The sequence below is a fragment of the Lysobacter sp. Soil_N_51 genome (assembly GCF_057655755.1).
Map to the genome: position 1 here is coordinate 53736 of NZ_JBDGLR010000013.1, position 26081 is coordinate 79816.

Here is a 26081-nt window from a genome sequence, read left to right on the forward strand (position 1 = left end):
TTCAAGCCGCCACTCGCGTACCTCGCTTTTGCTCGTCATCCCCGCGAACGCGGGGATCCAGTGACTTACCGCTCCTGCCGACTGCACAAGCATCCGCGCCGCCTTACCGCGTGCTTGCTTTGATCCGCCGCCCGCGCGCACCTCGCCATTGCTCGTCATCCCCGCGAATGCGGGGATCCAGTGACTTACCGCTCCTGCCGACGGCACGAGGTCGCAGCGCCTTCCCACGTGCTCGCTTTGATCCGCCGCCCGCGCGCACCTCGCCTTTGCTCGTCATCCCCGCGAACGCGGGGATCCAGTGACTTACCGCTCCTGCCGACGGTACGAGCATCCGCGCCGCCTTCCCGCGCGGTCGCCTCGAGCCGCCGCCCGCGCGCACCTCGCCCTTGCTCATCATCCCCGCGAACGCGCAGAGCCAGCGCCTCATCCATGCACCGTTTCGAAGCCTCGACGATTCCAGTCACACCCACCCCGAACACCCATTCACAATCCACTGCGAACACAAGCCGCACAACCCTCGGGTAGGGTGTTTTTCCGCTTCTGCGTTGTGACACTCGGCACACAACTGAGTAATCAATGCGTGATTTGTTTCACCATTAAGACGTAAAAAATCCCCGCAAAACCCTTGTCCCCGAGTTCGCGCACTCGTTAGCGTGAATCGAAGGACGCAAGCCGGCCGCACGCCGGATATGCGTCCGTAAACCGTCCGGTCGACGCGGCTTCCCGTCGTTGCCGTCGCCGCACCGGACCACTCTGCCGCGCTCGCGGCTTTCTCGGGGGTTTCACACGATGTCCGTCCGTACTCATCGCACGCACGCTCTGGCTGTCGCCACGGCTCTGGTATTGGCCAGCACCGCCGGCAGCGCGTTCGCCGCCGAACGCATCAACCTCAGCGGTCTGCAGACCGCGCAGAAATTCGACCGCTTCATCGTCAAGTACAACAACAACAGCGTCGAGCGCGGCAGCGCGGCGAACGTGCAGAAAGCGCTCAACGCCGCGGCCAGCAGCACCGTCGGCAAGACCCGCGGCGCGGCCGCGTTCGGTCTGAGCCATCTGCGCCGCACCGCGATCGGCGCCGACGTCGTGCGCAGCGATCGCGCGCTCGACCGCAGCCAGGCCGAGTCGCTGATGCGCCAGATCGCCGCCGACCCGAACGTGGAATACGTCGAAGTCGACGTGCTGCGCCAGCGCAAGCTGACCCCGAACGACACCCACTACGGCGTGCAGTACGGCTTCAACGGCGCCAACGGCGGCATCCGCGCCGACCAGGCCTGGGATGTCGCGACCGGCACCGGCTCGGTGGTCGCGGTGCTCGACACCGGCATCACCCCGCACAGCGATCTCAACGCCAACATCCTGCCCGGTTACGACTTCATCTCCGACACCTTCGTCTCGCGCGACGGCGACGGCCGCGATTCCAATCCGAACGACGAAGGCGACTGGAACAACGCCACCGAATGCGATTCGCCCGGTTACGACGCGCCCGCCGGCAATTCGAGCTGGCACGGCACCCACGTCGCCGGCACCGTCGCGGCGGTGACCAACAACGCCAAGGGCGTCGCCGGCACCGCGTTCAACGCCAAGGTCGTGCCGGTGCGCGTGCTCGGCCGCTGCGGCGGTTACGACTCCGACATCTCCGACGCGATCGTGTGGGCCTCCGGCGGCACCGTGTCGGGCATCCCGGCCAACGCCAATCCGGCCGAAGTGATCAACATGAGCCTCGGCGGCGGCGGCGCCTGCCCGAGCAGCTACCAGACCGCGATCAACGGCGCGGTCGGCCGCGGCACCACCATCGTGGTGGCGGCCGGCAACGACGGCGCGAACGTGTCGGGTTCGACCCCGGCCAACTGCGCCAACGTCATCGCGGTCGCGGCGACCACCTCGACCGGCGCCAGGGCCAGCTATTCGAACTACGGCACCGGCATCGACGTGTCCGCGCCGGGCGATCAGATCGCCTCGACCCACAACAGCGGCACCACCACCCAGGGCAGCGAGCAGTACGTGTACATGAGCGGCACCTCGATGGCGTCGCCGCATGTCGCCGGCGTGGTCGCGTTGCTGCAGTCGAAGGCGACCACGCCGAAGACCCCGGCCGAAATCGAAACCCTGCTCAAGAACACCGCGCGCGCCTTGCCGGGCGCCTGCTCGGGCGGTTGCGGCGCCGGCATCGTCAACGCCAAGGCGGCGCTCGATGCGGTCAACGGCACCACGCCGCCGACCGGCACTCAGACCTACAGCAACGGCACCGACGTCAACATCCCGGACAACAACGCGACCGGCGTGTCGAGCAGCATCGCGGTGTCGGGCCGCACCGGCAACGCGCCGAGCAACGCCTCGGTGACGGTCAACATCATCCACCCGTACAAGGGCGACCTGATCGTCGACCTGATCGCGCCGGATGGTTCGGTCTACAACATCCACAACCGCACCGGTTCGGCCAGCGACAACGTCAGCGGCACCTTCACCTTGAACCTGTCGAGCGAAGCGCTCAACGGCACCTGGAAGCTGCGCGCCGCCGATCGCGCCGCGCAGGACATCGGCCGCATCGACACCTGGAGCATCACCTTCTGATCGCGACGCGCGGCCATGGCGCCGCGCCCGCATCTGCAAGTGCGCGATACAGCCCCGGCGCGAGCCGGGGCTTTTTTTGTGTCGTCGACAGTCAATCCCGGCGCCGAGGCCATTGGGGGCGCTGCGGCGAACAGCAACCATGTATTGGCATTTATCTTTTGTGGCGGCTGCGATGCCGGCTGCTTATTGCATGCGGTTAATGATAGTTATGTGTGAAATATTCTGCTGAAAATTATGATGTTTTTACGTATGCACGCTTTGATTCCACTTGGATCGATCGCGTGGGGTGGGGTGAAAGAGCATTTTTGCGTTGGCAATTTTTCCGCCGTACGAAACATTGAAATTGTGATGGATGCCACTTTTCTTTGGTCGACGAACGCAGCGCGTCTGATTGTTTCGGCCACCGCGACCTCGCAGCGTGGATGGCACGGGTGCGGATTCGTTCGCGCCCGTCGTGACCTGATCCGGCTCCGGGCCTGTCCGCGCCGGTCCGATCAAGGTCGACTCGCCGCGTCTCGCGGCTTTATTCGAAAGGGGATCGACTCGCATGGCCGTACGTCAACATCGCAATATCCGCTTGCACGCGCTCACCGCTGCCCTGGCGCTTGGCTGCGCCGCCTCGCCCGCCTTCGCCGGGCAGGCCAACCTCAGCGGGCTGAAGGCCAATGGCAGCTACGACCGCTTCATCGTCAATTATCGTGCGGACAGCGCGCCGGCCGCGGACACGGTGTCGCTGGCTTCTTCGCTGAACTCGGCGGCCGCGAACGTCGCGCTGCCCGCCGCCGCCAAGGGCAAGCGCGTGGGCCTGAAGCATCTGCGCACGATGGCGCTGGGCGGCAAGGTCGTCACCGCGGACAAGCGCCTCAACCGCGACGAAGCCGAGGCGCTGATGCGCCAGATCGCGGCCGATCCGAACGTGGTATCGGTGGAGCTCGACCTGATGGCGCGTCAGTTGGCCACCCCCAACGACACTCGTTTCGGCGAGCAGTGGCATTACGCCGCCAGCGCCGCGGGCGCCAACCTGCCCGGCGCCTGGGATCGCACCACCGGCACCGGCATGGTGGTGGCGGTGATCGACAGCGGCATCGCCTCGCATACCGACCTCAACGCCAATATCCTGCCGGGCTACGACTTCGTTTCCTCGGTCACCGGCGGCAACTGCGGCGACGGCATCAATTTCGATTGCGGCGCCAGCGAAGACGGCAATGGCCGCGACGCCAATCCCAACGACAGCTCCGGCACGACCTCCGGCTATCACGGCACCCATGTCGCCGGCACCATCGGCGCGGTGACCAACAACGCCAGCGGCGTGGCCGGTGTCGCCTACGGCGCCAAGGTCGTTCCGCTGCGCACGCTGGGCAAGCGCGGCGCCGGCTTCACCTCCGATATCGCCGATGCCATCGTCTGGGCGTCGGGTGGCACGGTCGCCTCGGTGCCGGCCAACGCCAACCCGGCCGACGTCATCAACATGTCGCTCGGCAGCGACCAGGCCTGCACCAAGGCCTACCAGGACGCGATCAACATCGCGACCGCCAACGGCGCGATCGTGGTCGCGGCCGCCGGCAACAGCAATATCGACGTGACCGGCTCCAATCCCGCCAGCTGCAACAACGTCATCAGCGTCGCGGCCAGCGACAGGAACGGCAACCGCGCCTGGTATTCGACCTACGGCACGAGCATCGACATCACCGCGCCGGGCGGCGAGACCTGTTCGCCGACCAACGAGTTCCTGCCGCTGAACACCGATCCGTCCACCGTGGGCTGCTCCAGGAACCATCCGGCCGATGGCGTGCTGTCGACCCTCAACAACAACAGCTTCGGCTTCATGCAGGGCACCTCGATGGCGTCGCCGCACGTGGCCGGCATCGTCGCGCTGATGCAGGCCGTGTCGACCACGCCGAAGACCACCGCGCAGATCGCCAGCCTGCTGGCCAGCACCGCGCGCCCGATCACCGCGGCCAAGTGCCCCGGCGGTTGCGGTCCGGGCCTGGTCGACACCGCGGCCGCGGTGGCCGCCGCGGCCGGCACCACGCCGCCGACCGGCACCCAGACCTACAGCAACGGCACCGACGTCAATATCCCGGACAACAACGCGACCGGCGTGTCGAGCAGCATCACCGTGTCGGGCCGCACCGGCAACGCGCCGAGCAACGCCTCGGTGACGGTCAACATCATCCATCCGTACAAGAGCGATCTGATCGTCGACCTGATCGCGCCGGACGGTTCGGTCTACAACATCCACAACCGCACCGGCGCCGATGCCGACAACGTCAGCGGCACCTTCACCCTGAACCTGTCGAGCGAAGCGCTCAACGGCACCTGGAGGCTGCGCGCCGCCGATCGCGCCGCGCAGGACATCGGCCGCATCGACACCTGGAGCATCACCTTCTGATCGCGGCTGCAATGAACTGAGGTTCGAAGCGAACCCCGGCCGCGAGGCCGGGGTTCTTTTTTTGCTTGCCCGGTTTCGCGATCGCGACTTGTTCTTGCGATGCGCTCGCGATGGCCGAAGCGACCGCGTCCGCGCGCAGGCGGGCGCAACGCGCTTGTGCCTTACCCGAATGACAATTCGATGTTGGCTGGACGAAGCGGTCCGGGCTCGAATCGGTGCCTGCGGCGGTCAAGGACGATGCGGTGTAAATGGGCGAACAGAGGCGCATTTATTGCGTACGAATGACGTTGAAGATACGCAGCGCGACTTGTTCGCGCCGCGAATCTGACTTGTCAGAATGGGGGAAAAACCCGCTATTTCGTTGTCGAAATCGCGCCATGCGCGATGTCGCGATATGTGACCGGCGACAGTTTTCGAGCGCAGTCATGATCCGTCGCCGCCTTGCCGCGGAATTTTTTTGCTGCCTATCGTCGAGGTAAGGACACGGCATGCGCCGCGTCCGTATCGAACGTCCCGTCGACCGCATCGCGCGCGCTGCGAGCGCGGGAACGTTGCAGTTCGCCGCCATGCGGCATTCAGTCAGGGGTTCTTTCTCATGAAATCGCGTTCCGATAGCAACCGGCGTGTGCATTCGTTCGCCGCCGCCGCGCTGCTGGCGTTGGGCGGCATCGCCGCCGTTCCGGCGTTCGCAGGCCAGGCCCATGTGTCGGGTCTCAAGGACGGCCAGACCTACCGGCAGTTGATCGTCAAATTCGTTCCCGGCAGCGCGCCGGCGCGCCAGGCCGCCGCGGTCGACGCCTCGTTGCGCCGCGCCGGCCTGGGTCTGGCGGCGGGCCAATCCGCGCCGACGCTCAAGCGCGTGCGGCGCATGGCCATCGGCAGCGATGTCGTGGCCAGCAACGTGCCCTTGAACCGCGCGCAGACGCAGGCGCTGATCCGGCGGATCGCCGACGATCCGAATGTCGAATGGGTGCAGGCGGATCTGCCGGTGGAGATCACCGCGTTGCCGAACGACACCCGCTTCGCCGAGCAATGGGACATGGCCGACAGCGCGGTCGGGGTTCGCGCGCCGAGCGCATGGAGCACCAGCGACGGCAGCGGCGCGGTGGTGGCGGTGGTCGACACCGGCATCGTTTCGCATCCGGACTTGAACGGCAATGTGATCGCCGGTTACGACATGGTGCCGGTGAGCGCCGGCGCCGACGGCGACGGACGCGATCCCAATCCGACCGATACCGTCTACGCGCCGTCGCTGCCGCACGGCACCCACGTGGCCGGCACGGTCGCGGCGGTGACCGGCAACGGCGTCGGCGTCGCCGGCGTGGCGCCCGGGGTCAAGATCGTGCCGGTGCGCGTGCTCGGCCACAACAGCAGCAGCTTCATGTCCGATCTGGCCGACGGCATCGTCTGGGCCTCGGGCGGACGCGTGGCGGGCGTGCCGGCCAATCCCAATCCGGCCGACGTCATCAACTTGTCGGTGGGCCAGGTCGCGGCCTGTTCGCAGACGCCGGCGTGGCAGGCCGCGATCAACACCGCGACCGCCAACGGCACGATCGTGGCCGCCGCGGCCGGCAACAACAATATCGACGTGCGCAGTTTCACCCCGGCCAGCTGCAACAACGTGATCACCGTGGCCGCGAGCGACCAGGGCGGCCGCCGCGCCTGGTATTCGGGTTACGGCACCGGCATCGACGTCACCGCGCCGGGCGGCGAAAGCTGCTCGCCTTCGACCGAGTTCATGCCGCTGGGTCGCTTCGTCAACAAGCCGCAGGAGTGCACCCGTCAGCATCTGAGCCAGGGCATTCTTTCGACCTATTCGGGCAATCGTTACGAATTCCTGGACGGCACCTCAATGGCGACGCCGCACGTGGCCGGCGTGATCGCGTTGATCCAGACCGCCGCGCCCACGCCGCGGACCTTCGAGCAGGTGCGTCAGATCCTGGCGGCGACGTCGCGTCCGATCAGCGCGGCCAACTGCCCCGGCGGTTGCGGTGCCGGCCTGGTCGACGCGGCCGCGGCGGTGGCGATGGCGCGCTCGGTCACGCCCTGATCGTGGATGACGGCGCCGGTCCGGGTCCGGACCGGCGCGCGTTCAGTCTCGCTGAACCCACTCGCTGCACACCCGACCCGGCGACGATCGCGTCGCCGGGTTCGTCATGCCCGCTGTGCAAGAATGAAATCGGCCTGTTGCGTCCGGCACGGGTTGGGCACGGGTTCGGCATTCACGCCGCCGGCTCGACCCCGATCGGCCCCGGCCTGCGTTGAAACCTGTTCCACCTCAGGAGCTGCCCGCATGTCATCCTCGATCCGTACACGCTGGCTTCCCGCCGTGGCCGTGTTGCTTTCCTTCTCAGTGAGCGCCTGCATGGCATCCGGCACCAATCCTTCCGATCCCAAATCCGCCGATCCGCAGCCCGCGCGGACCGGCTCGCTCGATCCGAGTACTCAGCCGGTGCAGCCCGACCAAAACGGTCCCGACCAAAACCAGCCCGAGCAGGCGCCGCCGCAATACGTCCAGCCCGGCGATGCGTCGGCCAAGCCGGTCGCCGGTCGAGCCCAGGTCGGCGCGCCGGTCGGCGCCGGGCCGTTCGGCCAGTTCATCGTCAAATACCGCGACGGCACCGGGCCGCTGACGCAGCAAGGCGCGGTGCAGGCGCGCCTGGACCAGACCGCGCAACGCGCGGGTCTGGCCAACAAGAGTGGGCTGAAGCTGACCTGGAAGCACCGCATGGGCATCCAGGCCGATGTGTTCAGCGTCAGTCCCGCGCTGGATCGCGCCGAGGCGGTGCGATTGATGGAAACCTTCGCCGACGATCCCGACGTGCAGTTCATCGAGCCCGACAACCACATCTCGCTCGGCCCGATCATCCGCGGCCCGGCGGTGATCGACAAATAAGCGCGCTCGCGCTGGATCGATCGCGCCGTTGAACAGCGTTCGCGGCTCGATCTGGAACTGATCTGGAGCTGAAACGAAAACCCCGGCATCGCCGGGGTTTTTTGTTGCGCCGCGGTGGCGTCCAGTCACCAAAAACGTGTTTATGCATGCCGAAAAAATCCAATTAATGCAGCAATTTTACGATGCATGACAAACATCACGAACGACGCGGCTGAATCGCGGCCGATGCCGTTGCCGCCGCGTTCCTTCACCGGCTAGCGTCATGACATGGGCGAGCCGACGACTCGACCCATCATCAGACCGGAAATGCGGGATCGCCTGCCACCGCGCTGTCGCTGAATTCCGGCCACGACCATCGCAATCCGACGCTTCGACCGCGCAAGCGGCTTTCATCCATCGGGGGTTCCACCAATGTCCAGCAAGTCCTCACGCCGCGCGCCCGCGCGCGGTACGGCAACGCTTTGCGCCGCGTTGCGCGGCGCGGTGCTCGTCTCCAGCCTGGTCGCCGCGCCGGCGTTCGCCGCGCAGCCGCTGTTCACCGGCGACGCGCCGACCGCGCGCGCCGGCCTGGCCAGCGCGCAAGCTTCGGCGCTGAGCCACGCCCAAAGCCTGGCCGCCGCGCCGGCCACCGCATCGCTGCAACTCAAGCGCGCCAATGCCGCGCTGGTCAGCGCGCAGACCCGCGAGATCGAACTGCAACTCGGCGGGCATCGGGTCAACGCCGTGCTCGACAGCGCGCGCGATACCGGCCGCGGCAGCACGGTGTGGCTCGGTCATTTACGTGAGAACGCAAAGCGCGCCAGCGCCGACGCGCGCGAAGTGCGTCACGACGAACTCAACTCGGTCGCCCTGGTCCGCCGCGGCGACGGCGTCACCGGCAACGTGCGCGTCGACGGCCAGCTGTATCGGATCCGTCCGCTCGCCGACGGCAGCCACGCGGTGATCGAAGTCGACGAAAGCAAGATGCCGCCCGATCACCCGCTGGGCTATCGCGATTCGGACCTGCCGCAGATCGACATGCGCGAAGCGGCCCGCGTCGCCAACGCCAACGCCGCCAGCGCGCGCGTCAACCGCGCCGCGATCGGACCGGCCGCGATCGATCCGGGCGCGACCGCGACCATCCGCGTGCAGGTCGTTGCGACCAACGAAGCGGTCACCGCGTACGGCGGCGACATGCAGGCGCTGGTCGAACTGGCGGTGGCCGAGAGTAACCAGGGCTATATCAACTCCAACGTCGGCATCCAGCTGGAGCTGGCGAACTACCGCACCGTGCAATACACCTCGGCCGGTGACGGCCATTTCACCGACGAAGAACGCTTCGCCGATCCCAGCGACGGCTACATGGACGACATCCATGCCAGCCGCGACGCCAACGCCGCCGACGTCAGCGTGCTGGTCATCAACGACGCCGGCAATTGCGGCCTGGCTCATTCGATCGGTTCGACCGCGGCGACCGCGTTCGCGACCGTGCATTACGACTGCGCCACCGGTTACTACAGCTTCGCCCACGAAATCGGCCATCTGCTGTCGGCGCGTCACGATCCGGCCGCCGATCCGACCAACACGCCGTACGCCTACGGCCACGGCTATCGCTATGAACCCGCCACCGGCACCAAGTGGCGCACGATCATGGCTTACGCCTGCACCGGCGGCTGCACCCGCCTGAACTATTGGTCGAACCCGGACGTGACCTACAACGGCGTGCCGATGGGAACCGCCGACAAGAACCACAACCAGCGCGTGCTGGTGCAGACCAAGGCCGCGGTCGCCGCGTTCCGTGGCGCGCCCGGCGGCAACACCGCGCCGGTGGCGAACTTCAGTTCCTCGGCCAGCGGCCTGAGCGTGAGCTTCACCGACATCTCGACCGACAGCGACGGCACGATCGCTTCGCGCAGCTGGAATTTCGGCGACAGCACCACCTCGACCGCGACTAATCCGTCGAAGACCTACGCCGCGGCCGGCACCTACACCGTCACCCTGACCGTCACCGACAACGGCGGCGCCACCCACACCAAGACCGCCTCGGTCACGGTCGACGCCAGCGGCGTGCAGACCTACACCAACGGCGCCGACGTCAACATCCCGGACAACAACGCCACCGGCGTGACCAGCAACATCGTGGTGTCCGGCCGCAGCGGCAACGCACCGAGCAACGCCTCGATCTCGGTCAACATCGTGCATCCGTACAAGGGCGACCTGATCGTCGACCTGATCGCGCCGGACGGTTCGGTCTACAACATCCACAACCGCACCGGCGGCAGCGCCGACAACGTCAGCGGCAGCTTCAGCAAGAACCTGTCGAGCGAAGCGCTCAACGGCACCTGGAAGCTGCGCGCCGCCGATCGCGCGTCCGCGGACATCGGCAAGATCGATACCTGGAGCATCACGTTCTGATCGGCTCGCGTCGATCGAGCCTGACTCGATCGACGCGGTCCGCCGGAGCGCATGAAGGTCAATCAGGGGGCGTTTTGGCCTGCATCGTCGTGACGCAGTCCAACGCGATGTCACCCGCCCGCGGATCGCGTCGATCCGCGGGCATCGCAAGCGCAAGACCTCGCAGTTCGAGCGCGCGCAGGGGAGCGCCTCAAGCCGCGTGGCGTGTGGCCGTGTACGACGGCGACGTGCCGTCCCGGTCCACGACGGACACGGGCCGGCATCGGCTCCACGCGATCCACACCGCCATTCATCGTGGTCCAAACCGAACCATCGCCTGAATCATCAACGCACGGAGCTAACCATGAAACGAATCACCCTCACCCTCGGCCTGCTCGCCTTGTCGATCGGTACCGCGCTGGCCGGCCCGGCGCTGCGCCCGGCCGCGTTCGACAACGCCCGCCTGTCGCGCGTCGACGCCATCGCCGTGCGCGCGATGCCGGCGGTCGACGTGGCCAAGCTGCGCGCCGAAGACGTCAAGCGCAACGCGCGCAACGAAGTACCGCGCTTCGCCACCGCCTTGCCGGTCAGCATCGACACGCTCAACACCGGCACCTGGGAATCGCTCGACGACGGCAACGTGGTTTGGCGCACCCGCATCGAATCCAAGAACGCGTTGTCGCTGAACTTCCACTTCGATCAGTTCAATCTGCCCGAAGGCGCGCGCATGCTGATCTATCCGGCCGACCAGGCGCCGAACTCCAACGCCGGCCGCGTGCGCAGCTTCACCCCGGCCGACAACAACGCCTTCGGCGAACTGTGGACGCCGGTGGTGCTGGGCGAGGAAGCGGTGATCGAAGTGGTGGTGCCGGCCGCGAAGGTCGGACAACTCAAGCTGCACCTGGCCAAGGTCAACCACGACTACGTCGGCTTCGGCAAGCTCGCGCGCAACGCCGCGCTGGATGTCGGCCCGATGGCGACCTCCGGCAGCTGCGAAATCGACGTGGTCTGCCCGGAAGGCAACGGCTATCGCGACATCATCCGTTCGGTCGCGGCGTACTCGAAGCAGGGCACGATGTGGTGCACCGGCTCGCTGGTCAACAACACCGCCAACGACAAGAAGATGTACTTCCTGACCGCGAACCATTGCGGCATGACCAGCGCCTCGATCAACAACTCGATGGTCGTGTACTGGAACTACCAGAACAGCACCTGCCGTCTGCCCGGTTCGTCGGCCAGCGGCGCCGACGGCGACGGCTCGCTGTCGCAATCGCAGACCGGCGCGACCCTGCGCGCGACCTACGCGACCTCCGACTTCACTCTGCTCGAACTCAACACCGCCGCCAACCCGGCCTACAACCTGTACTGGGCCGGCTGGGATCGTCGCGATCAGAACTACAACAGCTCGATCGCGATCCACCATCCCAACGTCGCCGACAAGCGCATCAGCTTCTCCGACAGCGCCTCGCGCACCACCAACTACGGCGGCGCCGATTACAACCCGCCGACCGTCGCCAACGGCAGCCACGTGTTCGTGAAGTGGGGCGTCAATCGCGGCGTGACCGAGCCGGGTTCGTCGGGCTCGCCGCTGTACAGCCCGGACAAGCGCGTGATCGGCCAGCTGCACGGCGGCCCGTCGAGCTGCTCCGTGCCGCAGGAACAAAAGGCCGATTACTACGGCCGCATCTTCACCTCCTGGACCGGCGGCGGCGCCGCGGCCTCGCGTTTGAGCGACTGGCTCGATGCCTCCGGCACCGGCGCGCAGTTCGTCGACGGCCTGGATTCGACCGGCACTCCGCCGACCAACAATCCGCCGAGCGCGAACTTCACCTCGACCGCCAGCGCGCTGACGGTGAGCTTCACCGACACCTCCAGCGACAGCGACGGCACGATCGCCTCGCGCAGCTGGAACTTCGGCGACGGCACCACCTCGACCGCGACCAATCCGAGCAAGACCTACAGCGCGGCCGGCACCTACACCGTCACCCTGACCGTCACCGACGACGACGGCGCGACCAACACCAAGACCGCTTCGGTCACGGTCAGCGGCGGCAACGGCAGCCAGACCTACAGCAACGGCACCGACGTCGCCATCAGCGACAACGCCACCGTGGAAAGCGCGATCGTGGTGTCCGGCCGCAGCGGCAACGCACCGTCCAGCACGCCGATCGCGGTCAACATCCTGCATACGTACAAGAGCGACCTCAAGGTCGACCTGGTCGCGCCGGACGGAACCGTCTACAACCTGCACAACCGCACCGGCGGCAGCACCGACAACATCATCCAGACCTACAGCAAGAACCTGTCGAGCGAAGCCTTGAACGGCACCTGGAAGCTGCGCGTCAACGACAACGCCGGCGGCGATGTCGGCAAGATCGACAGCTGGAGCATCACGTTCTGATCCAGTCCTTCGATCCGAAGTAGTCACAGCAGAACCCCGGCTTCGGCCGGGGTTCTTTGTTTTGCGCGAGCGTTGCGATCGACGCCCGGCGCGTCGGACTGAAGCTGCGTCCCGCCACGAGCCGCAAGCCGCGTTGCGTTGCGTTGCGACGCGATGTGACGTGATGCGAAGCGAAGCGACGCGATGCTATGCGATGCGATGCGACGGTCATGTTCGATCGCCCTGAGCGCCGATGATCGACCGTCGCACTACCGAACGCGATCTTCAGGCGAGGTGAGCCGGCGAGGTCTTTTGTGGGAGGGGCTTGAGCCCCGACGCCTTCCGCTCAGATCGCCGCGCCAATCGATCCATGCATGCCCCGAACCCGTACGGCCAAGCCGAAAGGCCGAGCCCCAATCGCCGCCAACCCTGCCGCGCCATCTCCCGCGCCATCTCCCGCGCCATCTCCCGCGCCAGTGAACTTCCCATCACCCCACCCCGAAGTTCCCCCGCTTCGTGCGCTGCATTTCATTGTGAATTCGTGCGGCGTCTCAGTTTCAATTTCCCGTCATGCACACCGATTTCAACCGCAACAAATCTTCGTCGTATGCGTGACGCGATGCACGGATGCTATGTCGACTAGGCGGATTTGCGTCTTGTTGTGTGCGACAAGTGTGCCGCAGAGTCACACCGTGGACGCCATCAATGCTTCGTTGCGCGCCACGCGTCGAAGAACCAACGCACGCTCATGGGGAAGCATGCGGCACCGCCTGCATCAATCGCTGGAGCTTCCAGTTCCCACCATCTGACCCGTCGCCATCGCCATCGGTCACCGGCCCAGCCGGCGGCGCGGTCATGCCTCTACTACGGACGGAGAGACTCATGAAACGCATTTGTGGTTCCTTGCTGTTGCTCGGACTGTCGATCAGCGCCGCTCTCGCCGCGCCGCCCTCGCGCCCGGCGGCTTTTGAACATTCCAACCTGTCGAGCGTCGACAAGATCTCGCTGCGCTCCATGCCCGCGGTCGACGTGGCCAAGCTCAAGGCCGAAGACCTGCAGCGCGACAAGCGCGGCGACATCCCGCGCTTCGCGTTCCCGATGACGGTCGACATGACCCCGCTGAATTCCGGCGTGTGGGAAGACGTCGACGCCGACACCGTGGTCTGGCGCCAGCGCATCCGTTCGGAAAAAGCGCTGTCGTTGAACTTCGGTTTCACCCAGTACCACATGCCGCAGGGCGGCCGCCTGCTGGTCTATCCGGCGACCCAGACCGCCGGCGGCGATCGCGCGCTGATCAGCGAATACACCGCGCGCGAAAACAACGCGCAGGGCCAGCTGTGGACCGCGGTCGTGCCCGGCGCCGAAGCGGTCATCGAAGTGGTGGTGCCGCGCGCCAAGATGGGCGAGCTCAAGCTGCACCTGACCAAGGTCAACCACGACTACGTCGGCTTCGGTCCGCTCGCGCGTCGCTTGGCGCTCGCCGCGGGCGAGAAGGGCGTGTCGGGCAGCTGCAACATCGACGTGGTCTGCCCCGAGGGCGACGGCCGTCGCGACATCATCCGTTCCGTCGCGGCCTACTCGAAGAACGGCTCGCTGGCGTGTACCGGTTCGCTGGTCAACAACACCGCCAACGACCGCAAGATGTACTTCCTGACCGCGCACCACTGCGGCATGACCACGGCGTCGACCGCGGCCAGCATCGTGGTGTACTGGAACTATCAGAACTCGACCTGCCGCGCGCCCAACACCCCGGCCAGCGGCGCCAACGGCGACGGTTCGATGAGCCAGACCCAGACCGGTTCGACGGTCAAGGCGACCTACGCGACCTCCGACTTCACCCTGCTCGAGTTGAACACCCCGGCCAATCCGGCGTTCAACCTGTTCTGGGCCGGTTGGGACCGCCGCGATCAGAACTACCCCGGCGCGATCGCGATCCATCACCCGAACGTCGCCGAGAAGCGCATCAGCAACTCGACCAGCCCGACCTCGTTCGTGGCCTGGGGCGGCGGCGCCGGCACCACCCACTTGAACGTGCAGTGGCAGCCGACCGGCGGCGTGACCGAACCGGGTTCCTCGGGTTCGCCGATCTACAGCCCGGAAAAGCGCGTGCTCGGGCAGTTGCACGGTGGTCCGTCGAGCTGCAGCGCGACCGGCACCAACCGCAGCGACCAGTACGGCCGCGTGTTCACCTCGTGGACCGGCGGCGGCGCGTCGTCTTCGCGCCTGAGCGACTGGCTGGATCCGGCCTCGACCGGCGCGCAGTTCATCGACGGCCTGGATTCGGGCGGCGGCACGCCGAACAATCCGCCGGTGGCGAACTTCACCTCGACCACCAACGGCCTGACCGCGACCTTCACCGACAGCTCCAGCGACAGCGACGGCTCGATCGCGTCGCGTAGCTGGAACTTCGGCGACGGCACCACCTCGACCGCGACCAACCCGAGCAAGACCTACAGCGCCGCGGGCACCTACACCGTCACCCTGACCGTCACCGACAACGGCGGCGCCACCAACACCAAGACCGGCACGGTCACGGTGTCCGGCGGCCCGGGTTCGCAGACCTACACCAACGACACCGATGTCGCGATCACCGACAACGCCACCGTGGAAAGCGCCATCACCGTGTCCGGCCGCAGCGGCAACGGCTCGGCCACCACGCCGATCCAGGTGACGATCTATCACACCTACAAGAGCGACCTGAAGATCGACCTGATCGCGCCGGACGGCACGGTCTACAACATCCACAACCGCACCGGCGGCAGCGCCGACAACGTCATCGGCACGTTCACCAAGAACCTGTCGAGCGAGCCGCTCAACGGCGTGTGGAAGTTGCGCGTGAACGACAATGCGACCGCCGATACCGGCCGCATCGACAAGTGGAGCATCACGTTCTGATCGAACCGATGTGATCGACACGACGCCGCGGCCTTCGGGCCGCGGCGTTTTTCCAGGCGTATTCGATCCGTCGACAGCATCGGCGTCGCGCGCGAATCGCTTCGCCCGCGAGCCGCGGCCTCGCCATCGCACTGCGGCGCAATTCGACTTCGCGGCAGTGATCCGCATCGTCAGCGCACGAAGCCGGTGGTGATGTATTCGTGCGCCAGTCGTCACTACGTCGTTCTGTCGTACGTATCACGAAAGCACGCCGTCCACGCGCCGAGCGGCGCTTGTCAGCGATTCGGTCCGCTCCGCAGCATGGCCCGCAGCACGCCCCGCGCCTGCCCACCGCCCATGATCCATGGAGAGTTTCCCAATGCGCTTCCAACCTGCCGCGTTGCCGCTGCTGCTGGCTTTGTCCGCCAGCGCCGCGGCCGCCGATGATCTGCCGGTATTCGTCACCGCCCAGTACGAAAATCCGGCGCAACTGCAACGCATCGCCTCGCGCTTCCAGCATTTGAACGTCGATCGCAACGCCAGGACGGTGAAGGTCGAGGCGATGCCGGAGGATCTCACCGCGCTGACCAAGGCGGGGTTCAAGTATCAAATCGATCAGGAAGCCACCGCGCGACTGCAGCGTCTGCAGACCGCGCTGCAGGGCTCGCTCAACGGCGTTAAAAGCATTCCGGGCTTCGCGTGCTTCCGCACGGTCGAAGAAACCTATACGACGATGGATAGCCTGGTCGCGAGCAAGCCGAATCTGGCGCGCATCACCAACATCGGCCCGAGCTGGCAGAAGACCCAGAATCCCGCCACCGGCTACGACATGCGCGTGCTGCGGCTGAGCAACACCGCCACCGACGCGGCCTTGCCGAACAAGCCCACCTTGGTGTTGTTCGGTTCGATCCACGCACGCGAGTACGCGCCGGCCGAACTCGTCACCCGTTTTGCCGAAGGCCTGGTCAACGGCTACGGCACCGACCCGGAAGCGACCTGGCTGCTCGACAACTTCGCCTTCCAGCTGGTGCTGCAGGCCAATCCCGACGGCCGCAAGAAGGCCGAAGCCGGCGCGTCGTGGCGCAAGAACGTCAACAACAGCAACGGCGGCAGTTGCAGCGCGAGCAGTTACGGCACCGACCTCAACCGCAATTTCCCGTATCACTGGAACACCGCGCCGGGCGGCTCCAGCGGCAACCAATGCGCGGAAACCTACCGCGGCCCGACCGCGGCATCGGATCCGGAAACACAGAACCTGATGCGTCTGGTCGCCGGCACCCGCGGCAGCAACGGCGTCTACAGCGGCGGCATCTTCGCCGACCGTCGTCCCGACGACGTCAATACCGCCGCGCCCGACGACACCCAGGGCGTGTTCATCGACATCCACAGCGCCGCCGACCTGGTGCTGTGGTCGTGGGGCGACACCAGCAATCCCGCGCCGAACATGAGTGGGTTGCGCACCCTCGGCCGGCGCATGGCCTACTTCAACAACTACCGGCCGCAGCAGTCCGATGAGCTGTACGCGACCGACGGCACCACCGACGACACCATGTACGGCCTGCTCGGCGTGCCCGGGTATACGATCGAACTCGGCGGCAGCTTCTTCGAAAGCTGCAACAGCTTTACCGGCACCACCTTGCCGAACAACCTCAAGACCCTGCGTTATGTCGCGCGCAGCCTGTGGGCGCCGTACACCTTGCCGAGCGGTCCGGACACCACCGTGGTCAACGTCTCGTCGACCACCGTACCCGCGGGCACGCCGGTGACCATCACCGCGAACATCAACGACGGTCTGTTCAACCAGAGCAACGGCAGCGAACCGGTGCAGAACATCGTCTCCGCACGCGCGTACCTGGATGCGCCGCCTTGGGCGAGCGGGGCGACGCCGATCGCGTTGAGCGCCAGCGACGGCAGCTTCAACAGCAGCAACGAGAACGTCACCGGCAGCATCTCGACTACCGGCCTGAGCCAGGGTGTGCACACCGTGTACGTGCAGGGCACCGACGCCTCCGGCAAGCCGGGCACGCCGAACGCGGTGCGCTTCACCGTCGGCGGCACCGGGCCGGTCAACAATCCGCCGGTGGCGAACTTCACTTCATCGGCCAGCGCGCTGACGGTGAGCTTCACCGACACCTCCAGCGACAGCGACGGCAGCATCGTCTCGCGCAGTTGGAACTTCGGCGACGGCACCACTTCGACCGCGGCCAATCCGTCGAAGACCTACAGTGCGGCCGGCACCTACACCGTCAGCCTGACCGTCACCGACGACGACGGGGCCACCAACACCAAGACCGCTTCGGTCACCGTGAGCGCGGGCCCGGGTGGTACTCAGACCTACAGCAACGGCACCGATGTCGCGATCACCGACAACGCCACCGTGGAAAGCGCGATCGTCGTGTCGGGCCGCAGCGGCAACGGCGGGGCGAGCACGCCGGTGCAGGTGACGATCTATCACACCTACAAGAGCGACATCAAAGTCGATCTGGTGGCGCCGGACGGCACGATCTACAACATCCACAACCGCACCGGCGGCAGCGCCGACAACGTGATCGGCACCTTCACCAAGAATTTGTCGAGCGAGCCGCTCAACGGTACGTGGAAATTGCGGGTCAACGACAATGCGACGGGCGATATCGGACGGATCGATACGTGGAGCATTACTTTCTGACGATCGCAGTCTGATCGCGCCGACGCCGCGGCCTCACCGCCGCGGCGTCTTCGTATGTGCCGGTGGATACAGTCGAATGTGCCGAGCTATTTTGCGATAGCACCAATCGGTCGTGCATCGAAATCGCGCGGTCATTGTCCGCGTGCGCCGGGCCGCGCACGGCATCGCGATGCGATGCGCCGATCTGCCGCGGCCATCACGAAAGAAGTTCCGCGAGGCCTTCGGCGACGCTTGCCGGCGGCGGCGTTCGCTCCTCAGCATGACCGGGCACGCGCCGCGTCGCTGTCTATCGAACGGTTATATGGAGAGTCTCCCAATGCGCTTCCAACCTGCCGCGTTGCCGCTGCTGCTGGCGTTGTCCGCCAGCGCCGTGGCGGCCGATGATCTGCCCGTCTTCGTCACCGCCCACTACGACACCCCCGCGCAACTGCAGCGCATCGCCTCGCGCTTTCAGCATCTCAAGGTCGATCGCAATGCCAAGACGGTCGTGGTCGAGGCGATGCCCGCCGATCTTGCCGCGTTGACCCAGGCCGGCTTCAAGTATCAGGTCGATCAGGAAGCCACCGCGCGACTGCAGCGTCTGCAGACCGCGCAGCAAGGGTCGCTCGACGGGGTTCAGAGCATTCCGGGTTTCTCGTGTTTTCGGACTGTCGAAGAAACCTATTCGACGATGGATAACCTGGTCGCGAGCAAGCCGAACCTGGCGCGCATCACCAACATCGGCCCGACCTGGCAGAAGACCCAAAGTGCCGGCACTGGCTACGACATGCGCGTGCTGCGGCTGAGCAATACCGCCACCGATGCGGCCTTGCCGAACAAGCCGACCTTGGTGTTGTTCGGTTCGATCCACGCACGCGAGTACGCGCCGGCAGAACTCGTCACCCGTTTCGCCGAAGGCCTGGTCAACGGCTACGGCACCGATCCGGAAGCGACCTGGCTGCTCGACAACTTCGCCTTCCAACTGGTGCTGCAGGCCAACCCCGACGGCCGCAAGAAGGCCGAGGCCGGCGCGTCGTGGCGCAAGAACCTCAACAACAGCAACGGCGGCAACTGCAGCGCGAGCAGCTACGGCACCGACCTCAACCGCAATTTCCCGTATCACTGGAGCACCGCGCCGGGTGGTTCCAGCGGCAACCAGTGCGCGGAAACCTACCGGGGGCCGATCGCGTCGTCGGATCCGGAAACCCAGAACCTGATGCGCCTGGTCGCCGGCACCCGCGGCAGCAACGGCGTCTACAGCGGCGGCATTTTCCCCGATCGTCGCGCCGACGACGTCAACGCCGCCGCGCCCGACGACACCCAGGGCGTGTTCATCGACATCCACAGCGCCGCCGACCTGGTGCTGTGGCCGTGGGGCGATACCAGCAATCCGCCGCCCAACCTGAGCGCGCTGCGCACCCTCGGCCGGCGCATGGCGCACTTCAACAACTACCGGCCGCAGCAATCCAGCGAGCTGTACGTCACCGACGGCACCACCACCGACACCATGTACGGTCTGCTCGGCGTGGCATCCTACGCGTTCGAACTCGGCGGCAGCTTCTTCGAAAGCTGCAGCAGCTTCACCGGCACCACCTTGCCGAACAACCTCAAGACCCTGCGCTATGTCGCGCGCAGCCTGTGGGCGCCTTACACCTTGCCCAGCGGTCCGGACACCACCGTGGTCAACGTCTCGTCGACCACCGTTCCGGCAGGCACGCCGGTGACCATCACCGCGAACATCAACGACGGTCTGTTCAACCAGAGCAACGGCAGCGAACCGGTGCAGAACATCGTCTCCGCACGCGCATACCTGGATGCGCCGCCTTGGGCGAGCGGGGCGACGCCGATCGCGTTGAGCGCCAGCGACGGCAGCTTCAACAGCAGCAACGAGAACGTCACCGGCAGCATCTCGACCACCGGCCTGAGCCAGGGTGTGCACACCGTGTACGTGCAAGGCACCGACGCCTCCGGCAAGCCGGGCACGCCGAACGCGGTGCGCTTCACCGTCGGCGGCACCGGGCCGGTCAACAATCCGCCGGTGGCGAACTTCACTTCGTCGGCCAACGCGCTGACGGTGAGCTTCACCGACACCTCCAGCGACAGCGACGGCAGCATCGTCTCGCGCAGCTGGAACTTCGGCGACGGCACCACTTCGACCGCGGCCAATCCGTCGAAGACCTACAGCGCGGCCGGTACCTACACCGTCACCCTGACCGTCAACGACGACGACGGCGCGAGCAACACCAGGACCGGTTCGGTCACCGTCGGCAGCAATGGCGCACAGAACTACAGCAACGGCACCGACGTGGCCATCGTAGACCACGGCACCGTAGAAAGCTCGATCGTGGTGTCGGGCCGTAGCGGCAACGGCGGCGCGAGCACGCCGGTGCAGGTGACGATCTTCCACACGTACAAGAACGACATCAAAGTCGATCTGGTGGCGCCGGACGGCACGATCTACAACATCCACAACCGCACCGGCGGCAGCGCCGACAACGTGATCGGCACCTTCACCAGGAATTTGTCGAGCGAGCCGCTCAACGGTACGTGGAAATTGCGGGTCAACGACAATCAGACGGGCGATATCGGGCGGATCGACACGTGGAGTCTGACGTTCTGATCGGGTCCGGATGACCGATTGCGAATGAGCTGTAGCGGGCCCGGGTGCGGCGAGGTATCGCTGTGCCCGGGCTTTTCGGTTTGAGGCGGCGATGTTTTAGCTCTGCACACGAATGGCGAGTGGCCACATCGCAGCCGCTGTAGGAGCGACGTGAGTCGCGACCGCGACATCTCGAGCACGTCGAGACCTGCACGGTAGTTGCGTTTTCGCGGTCGCGGCTCGCGCCGCTCCTACAGGTAGGCCATGTGGCTTTTACTTGGGCCCGAAGCCGCGCAGCGCTGATGAAGCCTCTGCTTCAGACTAAAAGCCAAGCCAGGCCGAGGCTGGAATCGAAGCCGATGCCCAAGCCCAAGCCCAAGCCCAAGCCGATGTTGGAGTCGGAGTTGGCGCCGAAATCGAAGCGAAGCGGCGCGATACGAGTCCGAAGCCACCCCGAGCCAAAAGCCACCGATGCGTCAAAGCCGAATAAGCGGGCAGGGCAGTGCGAGCACCAGGTGAGCAAGCGCCAGTCGCGTCCGCCATCGATCCCCGAAAGCGACTTTTCTACATGCACCCATCGCAACAGCTCACTAAAAACGTGATGCGGTAGTTGCGTCGATCACCGCAACGCGGCGCGCGACTTGCTTCATGACGCTCCGTTGTTTCCTTCGGCGAAACCACGAAAATTCCGCGGATTTCCCGCGCCTCGCCCCGGCCAGGACCATCCGCATCCGCACCGTAAGCGTTTACTGCGCGGTTGCATGACTGGGGTCACGAACGCGAATGTGCGCTCGAACCGATTGCGGCTTGTTCGCGCGATGCCTACCCGCTTAGGGTCGAAACCCGGGCGTATCGGAACCTTTCCCCCGCACGGTTCGGCGCCGCTTTCACGCGCAGCAAACCCCTCGCGACGACCGCGCCACGCGCGGCCGTCATCCCAGTCCATCCGCGTCCCCGCGCCGATGCCGAAACCATCGCGCCGGCGACGTCGAACCAGGAGCGCTTTCCGTGAATCAGCAACCTGCCACCGTGCCCGCTTCATCCTTGCGGACGATGTTCGTTCCGACCCTGCTCGCCCTCGCGCTCACCACCGCGCCGGCGTTCGCGCAGGACCACGCGCACGATCACGTGCGTCCGGCCGATGCCACCGACGATCCGTTCAAGCCGGTCTACATCGTGACCTCGCGCGCCACCTTCGACGCCGGGGTCAAGACGATGACGAACAACTCGCTCGGCCTGAGCAATCCGGCCGGCGCCAAGTTGGTGATTTCCGAACTGAAAACTCACCAGCTGGTCGACATCGCCCGCCACGTCCACGAGAAGGAACAGCGCTGCGGCGGGTTCGTCGCGTTCGATTCGCGCGAGGAGGCCGAAACCTTCGTCAAGAACGATCGCAGCGTGCAGGCGATGAACACCCAGTTCGCGACCTACACCATCGACAACCAGGCCACGGTGACGCCGTGGCTGAGTCAGGTCGCCGAAGCCAATATCCGCGGCACCATCAATCACCTGTCGACCTCATACCCGAACCGCTACTACGCCTCGACCCACGGCCGCACCTCGGCGACCTGGATCAAGGACACCTGGCAGGGCCTGGCCAACGGCCGCAGCGACGTCACCGCCGAGCTGTACACCGGTTGCACCAACTGCTCGACCCAGCCCTCGGCGATCCTGACCATCCAGGGCAGCGAATTGCCGAACGAAGTGGTCGTGCTCGGCGCGCATCTGGACTCGATCTCCAGCAGCGGCAGCGGCGATGCGATGAACGCGCCGGGCGCCGACGACGACGCCTCGGGCATCGCCACCCTGACCGAAGTGCTGCGCGTGGCGATGGCCAGCGGCTACAAGCCCAAGCGCACGATCAAGTTCATGGGCTACGCGGCCGAGGAAGTCGGCCTGCGCGGATCGAAGGCGATCGCCACCGACTTCAAGAACCGCGGCGTCAACGTGGTCGGCGTGCTGCAACTGGACATGACCAACTACCGGGTCAGCGGCGCCCCGGCGGTGCGCCTGGTCAGCGATTTCTCCAACGCCAGCCTGCAGCAGTTCCTGCGTGATCTGTACAGCACCTACCTCGGCGGCACCGTCGGCAGCTACACCTGCGGCTACGGCTGCTCGGATCATGCCTCGTGGACCGCGGCGGGCTTCCCGGCGGCGATCTATTTCGAAGGCGGCACCGCCAACGGCGGCTATTCGCCGTACATCCACACGCCCAACGACACGATGGCCAACATGAGCAATTCGGCGGCCAACAGCGTGCCGTTCGCGAAGCTCGGCCTGGCCTTCCTCGGCGAGCTCGGCAAGACCGCCGGCACCGGTCCCGGCCCGGGCCCCGGCGTGCAGACCTATACCAACGGCACCGATGTCGCGATCACCGACAACGCCACGGTTGAAAGCACGATCAACGTGTCGGGCCGCACCGGCAACGCGCCGACCAACGCCTCGGTGTCGGTCAACATCCTTCATACCTACAAGCAGGACATCAAGGTCGACCTGGTCGCGCCGGACGGTTCGCTCTACAACATCCACAACCGCACCGGCGGCAGCGCCGACAACGTGACCGGCACCTTCACCTTCAACTTGTCCAGCGAACCCCTCAACGGCGCGTGGAAGCTGCGGGTCAACGACAATGCCGGCGGCGACGTCGGCCGCATCGACACCTGGAGCATCACGTTCTGATCGACGGCGGCGAACCGATGCCGTTGCGTATCGGTTCGCCGCGCGTGGGTAACGACCCAGACGTTTGCGACCCCGGCTTCGGCCGGGGTTTTTTATGCCGATGCCGATATCGACGTCCACGTCGACGTGGATGCCGGGCGCGGACGCCGGTCGTCCGCCCGGCATGACGATTCGCTCGATCGAATGCGCGCCGACGAGTCGCCAGCGCATGCGCCGCAAGCCGATTCGGACTCGTCTGATTCGCCGATTTGCATGACGGCGATCACCCGCGTGCGGATGCGGCGACGGCATGGCGTGGCGGAGAGCTGCGCGGGCTCCTCTAGCCTGGAATCGCGCGCGTCGGCATCGCCCAGGGCAGGCGATCGGTCGACGGCGCAGCGTCGGGTCACGGGTCTCGAATCAAAGATCAGGGGTCAAGGATCCGGCGAGTACGACCGTACCGCGCGCGGCGTCGCGGCGGCATCGATCGCGCAATCCGCACTGCGTCGTGTGCGGCGCCCTCATTCAAGGAGCCTCACCGTGCAACGTTCGATCCTGTTATCCCTCTCGCTGCTCTCGTTGGCCGCGGTCGCGCCCGCGTTCGCGCAGGCCGACCGCGCCGACCGCGCCGGTCCGGCCCCGATCGCTCCGGCCCAGGCCGACATCGCCCAGGCCGCCGCGCAACCCGATCCGTTCAAGCCGGTGTACGTGGTGACCTCGCGCCAGACCCACGACGCCGGCTTGAGCACGCTCGCGCGCAACGCCAGCGCCCGCGTCGCCCGCAGCGGCGCGGCCCTGGTCGTGTCCGAGCTGCAGACCCATCAGCTCACCGACCTGAGCCGCCACGTGCACGAAAAGGAACGCCGCTGCGGCGGTTATTTCGCCTTCGACAGCCGCGCCGAAGCCGAAGCCTTCGTGCGCAACGACCGCAGCGTGGAAGCGATGACCACCGCTTTCGCCAGCTATGCGATCGACAACCAGGCCACGGTCACGCCGTGGCTGGGCCAGGTCAGCGAAGCCAACATCCGCGCGACCATCCAGTCGCTGTCGAGCAACTGGCCGAACCGTCACGCCAACACCAGCCACGGCCGCAACGCGGCGACCTGGGTTCGCGACCGCTGGGCCGCGCTCGGCAACGGCCGCAGCGACGTCAGCACCGAACTGTTCAATTGCAGCGGCTGCGGTTCGCAACCGTCGGTGATCCTGACCATCCGCGGCAACGAACTGCCCAACGAAGTGGTCGTGCTCGGCGCGCACCTGGACACGATTTCCAACAGCGGCAGCGGCGAAAGCATGCGCGCGCCCGGCGCCGACGACGACGCGTCCGGCATCGCCACCCTGACCGAGGTGCTGCGCATCGCCATGGCCAACGGCTACAGGCCCAAGCGCACGATCAAGCTGATGGGTTATGCGGCCGAGGAAATCGGCCTGCGCGGTTCCAAGGCGATCGCCGCGGATTTCAAGGCACGCGGCGTCAACGTGGTCGGCGTGCTGCAGCTGGACATGACCAACTACCGCACCAGCACCGCGCCGGACGTGCGGGTGATCAACGACTTCTCCAACGCCGGCCTGCAGCAGTTGCTGCGCGATCTGTTCGCGACCTACCTCGGCGGCAGCCTGCGGCTGGGCAGCTACACCTGCAACTACGGCTGTTCCGATCACGCCTCGTGGACCGCGGCGGGTTATCCGGCGGCGATGTATTTCGAAGGCGGCAACGCCAACGGCGGCTATTCGCCGTACATCCACACCGCCAACGACACCCTGGCCAGCGTCGGCCAGTCGGCGCAGGCGAGCGTGCCGTTCGCCAAGCTGGGGCTGGCGTTCCTGGGCGAGGTGGGCAAGACCGCCGGGCGCTGAGGGCAGGGCGGTGGCGACGATCCGGGCCGATGGTCCGGATCGTCGCGGGATGCAAACCGCCGGATCAGCGGGTGCAGCTTTCGTCGGGTTCGATCGCGCCGCGCTTGCCGATGCGCCAGTTGGTGACGCTGCCGAGCGCGTCGGTCTCGAACACCAACTGGGTGTCCTTGCCGTCCGGCGGCGACACCTGCAGGAACGCGGCGCCTTCGAAGCTCGGATTCGGAATCTGCTTGACCTTGCCGGGGTAGGCCTTGTTGATCTCGTCGATGCTCATGCCGATGCGGCCGCCGCCCGGGGCGAGCGCCTTGGGATCGTAGACGTCGATGCCGGTCAGCCCGTCGGCGCCCATCAGGAAGCCGTACTGGTGGGTGATCGCGCCGCGCACCGGGTACAGCAGGTAGCACTTGGCGTCGGGGCGCTGGCCGTTGTTGTCCTTCATCTCGCCGCCCCAGGCGCCGCGCACGGCCGCGGCATCGGCGCCGAATTTGGCGCTGACCGCGCCGGCCTCGGTGCCGCCGTTGAAGCCGTCGTAGCCGATCGCATCGTTGCGCAGCACCCGCGCGGGCGGTTCCAGCGGGTTGGGCGCCGCCTCGGCCGGAGCCGCCGCCGGCGCCTTGCCGGTGTCGGTCTGGGCCGCGGCGGCGGGCTGGGCGGGTTCGGCGGGTTTCTGGCAGGCCGCCAGCGCGAGCAGCGCCAACGCAGACACCGTCAGGGCCGGAACGATTCGACGCATGAAGATCACCGCAGCAGTGGACAAGCCGTCGATGCTAATCCATCGCGGGGCGCCGCAAGGGCTCAATCCACACCCGATGTGGACCCAAATGCGCGACGGCG

Annotated in this window: 14 protein-coding genes and 1 pseudogene; 12 read left to right on the forward strand and 3 right to left on the reverse strand. The window is 66.4% G+C overall.

Annotation, left to right across the window (positions count from 1 at the left end; translation table 11 throughout):
• The first annotated feature begins 789 nt into the window (after positions 1-789).
• Together AC3A4T_RS22585 and AC3A4T_RS22590 are read left to right on the forward strand one after the other, a co-directional pair.
• Positions 790-2571, forward strand: a complete 1782-nt coding sequence (locus AC3A4T_RS22585; protein ID WP_487677463.1) for a S8 family serine peptidase — start codon at positions 790-792, stop codon at positions 2569-2571.
• Between the two features lie 547 nt (positions 2572-3118).
• Positions 3119-4963 carry a S8 family serine peptidase gene (locus AC3A4T_RS22590; RefSeq protein WP_487677464.1) on the forward strand — a complete coding sequence of 615 codons (1845 nt, stop codon included), beginning with the start codon at positions 3119-3121 and terminating at the stop codon, positions 4961-4963.
• Here AC3A4T_RS22590 and AC3A4T_RS22595 read toward each other — a convergent pair.
• Complete coding sequence (locus AC3A4T_RS22595; RefSeq protein WP_487677465.1) at positions 4953-5195, reverse strand: hypothetical protein; 243 nt, start codon at positions 5193-5195, stop codon at positions 4953-4955. The two genes, AC3A4T_RS22590 and AC3A4T_RS22595, sit on opposite strands and share 11 nt — an antisense overlap.
• A 363-nt stretch (positions 5196-5558) precedes the next feature.
• Here AC3A4T_RS22595 and AC3A4T_RS22600 point away from each other — a divergent pair, with 363 nt between their 5' ends.
• Positions 5559-7013 carry a S8 family serine peptidase gene (locus AC3A4T_RS22600; protein WP_487677466.1) on the forward strand — a complete coding sequence of 485 codons (1455 nt, stop codon included), beginning with the start codon at positions 5559-5561 and terminating at the stop codon, positions 7011-7013.
• Positions 7014-7117: 104 nt separating this feature from the next.
• On the opposite strand, the gene AC3A4T_RS22605 is transcribed toward AC3A4T_RS22600, so the two are convergent.
• On the reverse strand, positions 7118-7330 hold the full coding sequence (locus AC3A4T_RS22605; RefSeq protein ID WP_487677467.1) for a hypothetical protein: 213 nt from the start codon (positions 7328-7330) through the stop codon (positions 7118-7120).
• Here AC3A4T_RS22605 and AC3A4T_RS22610 point away from each other — a divergent pair.
• From AC3A4T_RS22610 to AC3A4T_RS22650, 9 genes and pseudogenes are all read left to right on the forward strand, one after another.
• A complete protein-coding gene (locus AC3A4T_RS22610) occupies positions 7329-7859 on the forward strand; it encodes a hypothetical protein (protein ID WP_487677468.1) in 531 nt (176 codons plus the stop codon). The two genes, AC3A4T_RS22605 and AC3A4T_RS22610, sit on opposite strands and share 2 nt — an antisense overlap.
• Before the next feature lie 411 nt (positions 7860-8270).
• Positions 8271-9638 (forward strand): annotated as a pseudogene (locus AC3A4T_RS22615) (M12 family metallo-peptidase); the annotation flags it as partial.
• Between the two features lie 27 nt (positions 9639-9665).
• Complete coding sequence (locus AC3A4T_RS22620; RefSeq protein ID WP_487677524.1) at positions 9666-10253, forward strand: proprotein convertase P-domain-containing protein; 588 nt, start codon at positions 9666-9668, stop codon at positions 10251-10253.
• A 343-nt stretch (positions 10254-10596) separates the two neighbouring features.
• Positions 10597-12633 carry a proprotein convertase P-domain-containing protein gene (locus AC3A4T_RS22625; RefSeq protein ID WP_487677469.1) on the forward strand — a complete coding sequence of 679 codons (2037 nt, stop codon included), beginning with the start codon at positions 10597-10599 and terminating at the stop codon, positions 12631-12633.
• Between the two features lie 861 nt (positions 12634-13494).
• The gene (locus tag AC3A4T_RS22630; RefSeq protein ID WP_487677470.1) at positions 13495-15507 is read left to right on the forward strand and encodes a proprotein convertase P-domain-containing protein; all 2013 of its coding nucleotides are present in this window, start codon (positions 13495-13497) and stop codon (positions 15505-15507) included.
• A 358-nt stretch (positions 15508-15865) separates the two neighbouring features.
• Positions 15866-18154, forward strand: coding sequence for a M14 family zinc carboxypeptidase (locus tag AC3A4T_RS22635; RefSeq protein ID WP_487677471.1), 2289 nt, complete (start codon positions 15866-15868; stop codon positions 18152-18154).
• Positions 18155-18470: 316 nt separating this feature from the next.
• Entirely contained in the window at positions 18471-20753 is a 2283-nt protein-coding gene (locus AC3A4T_RS22640) for a M14 family zinc carboxypeptidase (RefSeq protein ID WP_487677472.1), read from the forward strand.
• 987 nt (positions 20754-21740) lie between these two features.
• Entirely contained in the window at positions 21741-23411 is a 1671-nt protein-coding gene (locus tag AC3A4T_RS22645) for a M20/M25/M40 family metallo-hydrolase (RefSeq protein WP_487677473.1), read from the forward strand.
• Positions 23412-23930: 519 nt separating this feature from the next.
• Entirely contained in the window at positions 23931-25247 is a 1317-nt protein-coding gene (locus tag AC3A4T_RS22650; RefSeq protein WP_487677474.1) for a M20/M25/M40 family metallo-hydrolase, read from the forward strand.
• Between the two features lie 64 nt (positions 25248-25311).
• Here the strand turns inward: AC3A4T_RS22650 and AC3A4T_RS22655 are convergent, their stop codons facing one another.
• On the reverse strand, positions 25312-25980 hold the full coding sequence (locus tag AC3A4T_RS22655; protein ID WP_487677475.1) for a hypothetical protein: 669 nt from the start codon (positions 25978-25980) through the stop codon (positions 25312-25314).
• Positions 25981-26081 lie beyond the last annotated feature (101 nt).

Excerpts from the sequence above, each read along its gene's own strand:
- AC3A4T_RS22585 (WP_487677463.1), top strand. The coding sequence starts at position 790 with ATGTCCGTCCGTACTCATCGCACGCACGCTCTGGCTGTCGCCACGGCT.
- AC3A4T_RS22590 (WP_487677464.1), top strand. The coding sequence starts at position 3,119 with ATGGCCGTACGTCAACATCGCAATATCCGCTTGCACGCGCTCACCGCT.
- AC3A4T_RS22600 (WP_487677466.1), top strand. The coding sequence starts at position 5,559 with ATGAAATCGCGTTCCGATAGCAACCGGCGTGTGCATTCGTTCGCCGCC.
- AC3A4T_RS22610 (WP_487677468.1), top strand. The coding sequence starts at position 7,329 with ATGGCATCCGGCACCAATCCTTCCGATCCCAAATCCGCCGATCCGCAG.
- AC3A4T_RS22605 (WP_487677467.1), bottom strand. The coding sequence starts at position 7,330 with ATGCAGGCGCTCACTGAGAAGGAAAGCAACACGGCCACGGCGGGAAGC.
- AC3A4T_RS22625 (WP_487677469.1), top strand. The coding sequence starts at position 10,597 with ATGAAACGAATCACCCTCACCCTCGGCCTGCTCGCCTTGTCGATCGGT.
- AC3A4T_RS22630 (WP_487677470.1), top strand. The coding sequence starts at position 13,495 with ATGAAACGCATTTGTGGTTCCTTGCTGTTGCTCGGACTGTCGATCAGC.
- AC3A4T_RS22635 (WP_487677471.1), top strand. The coding sequence starts at position 15,866 with ATGCGCTTCCAACCTGCCGCGTTGCCGCTGCTGCTGGCTTTGTCCGCC.
- AC3A4T_RS22640 (WP_487677472.1), top strand. The coding sequence starts at position 18,471 with ATGCGCTTCCAACCTGCCGCGTTGCCGCTGCTGCTGGCGTTGTCCGCC.
- AC3A4T_RS22655 (WP_487677475.1), bottom strand. The coding sequence starts at position 25,980 with ATGCGTCGAATCGTTCCGGCCCTGACGGTGTCTGCGTTGGCGCTGCTC.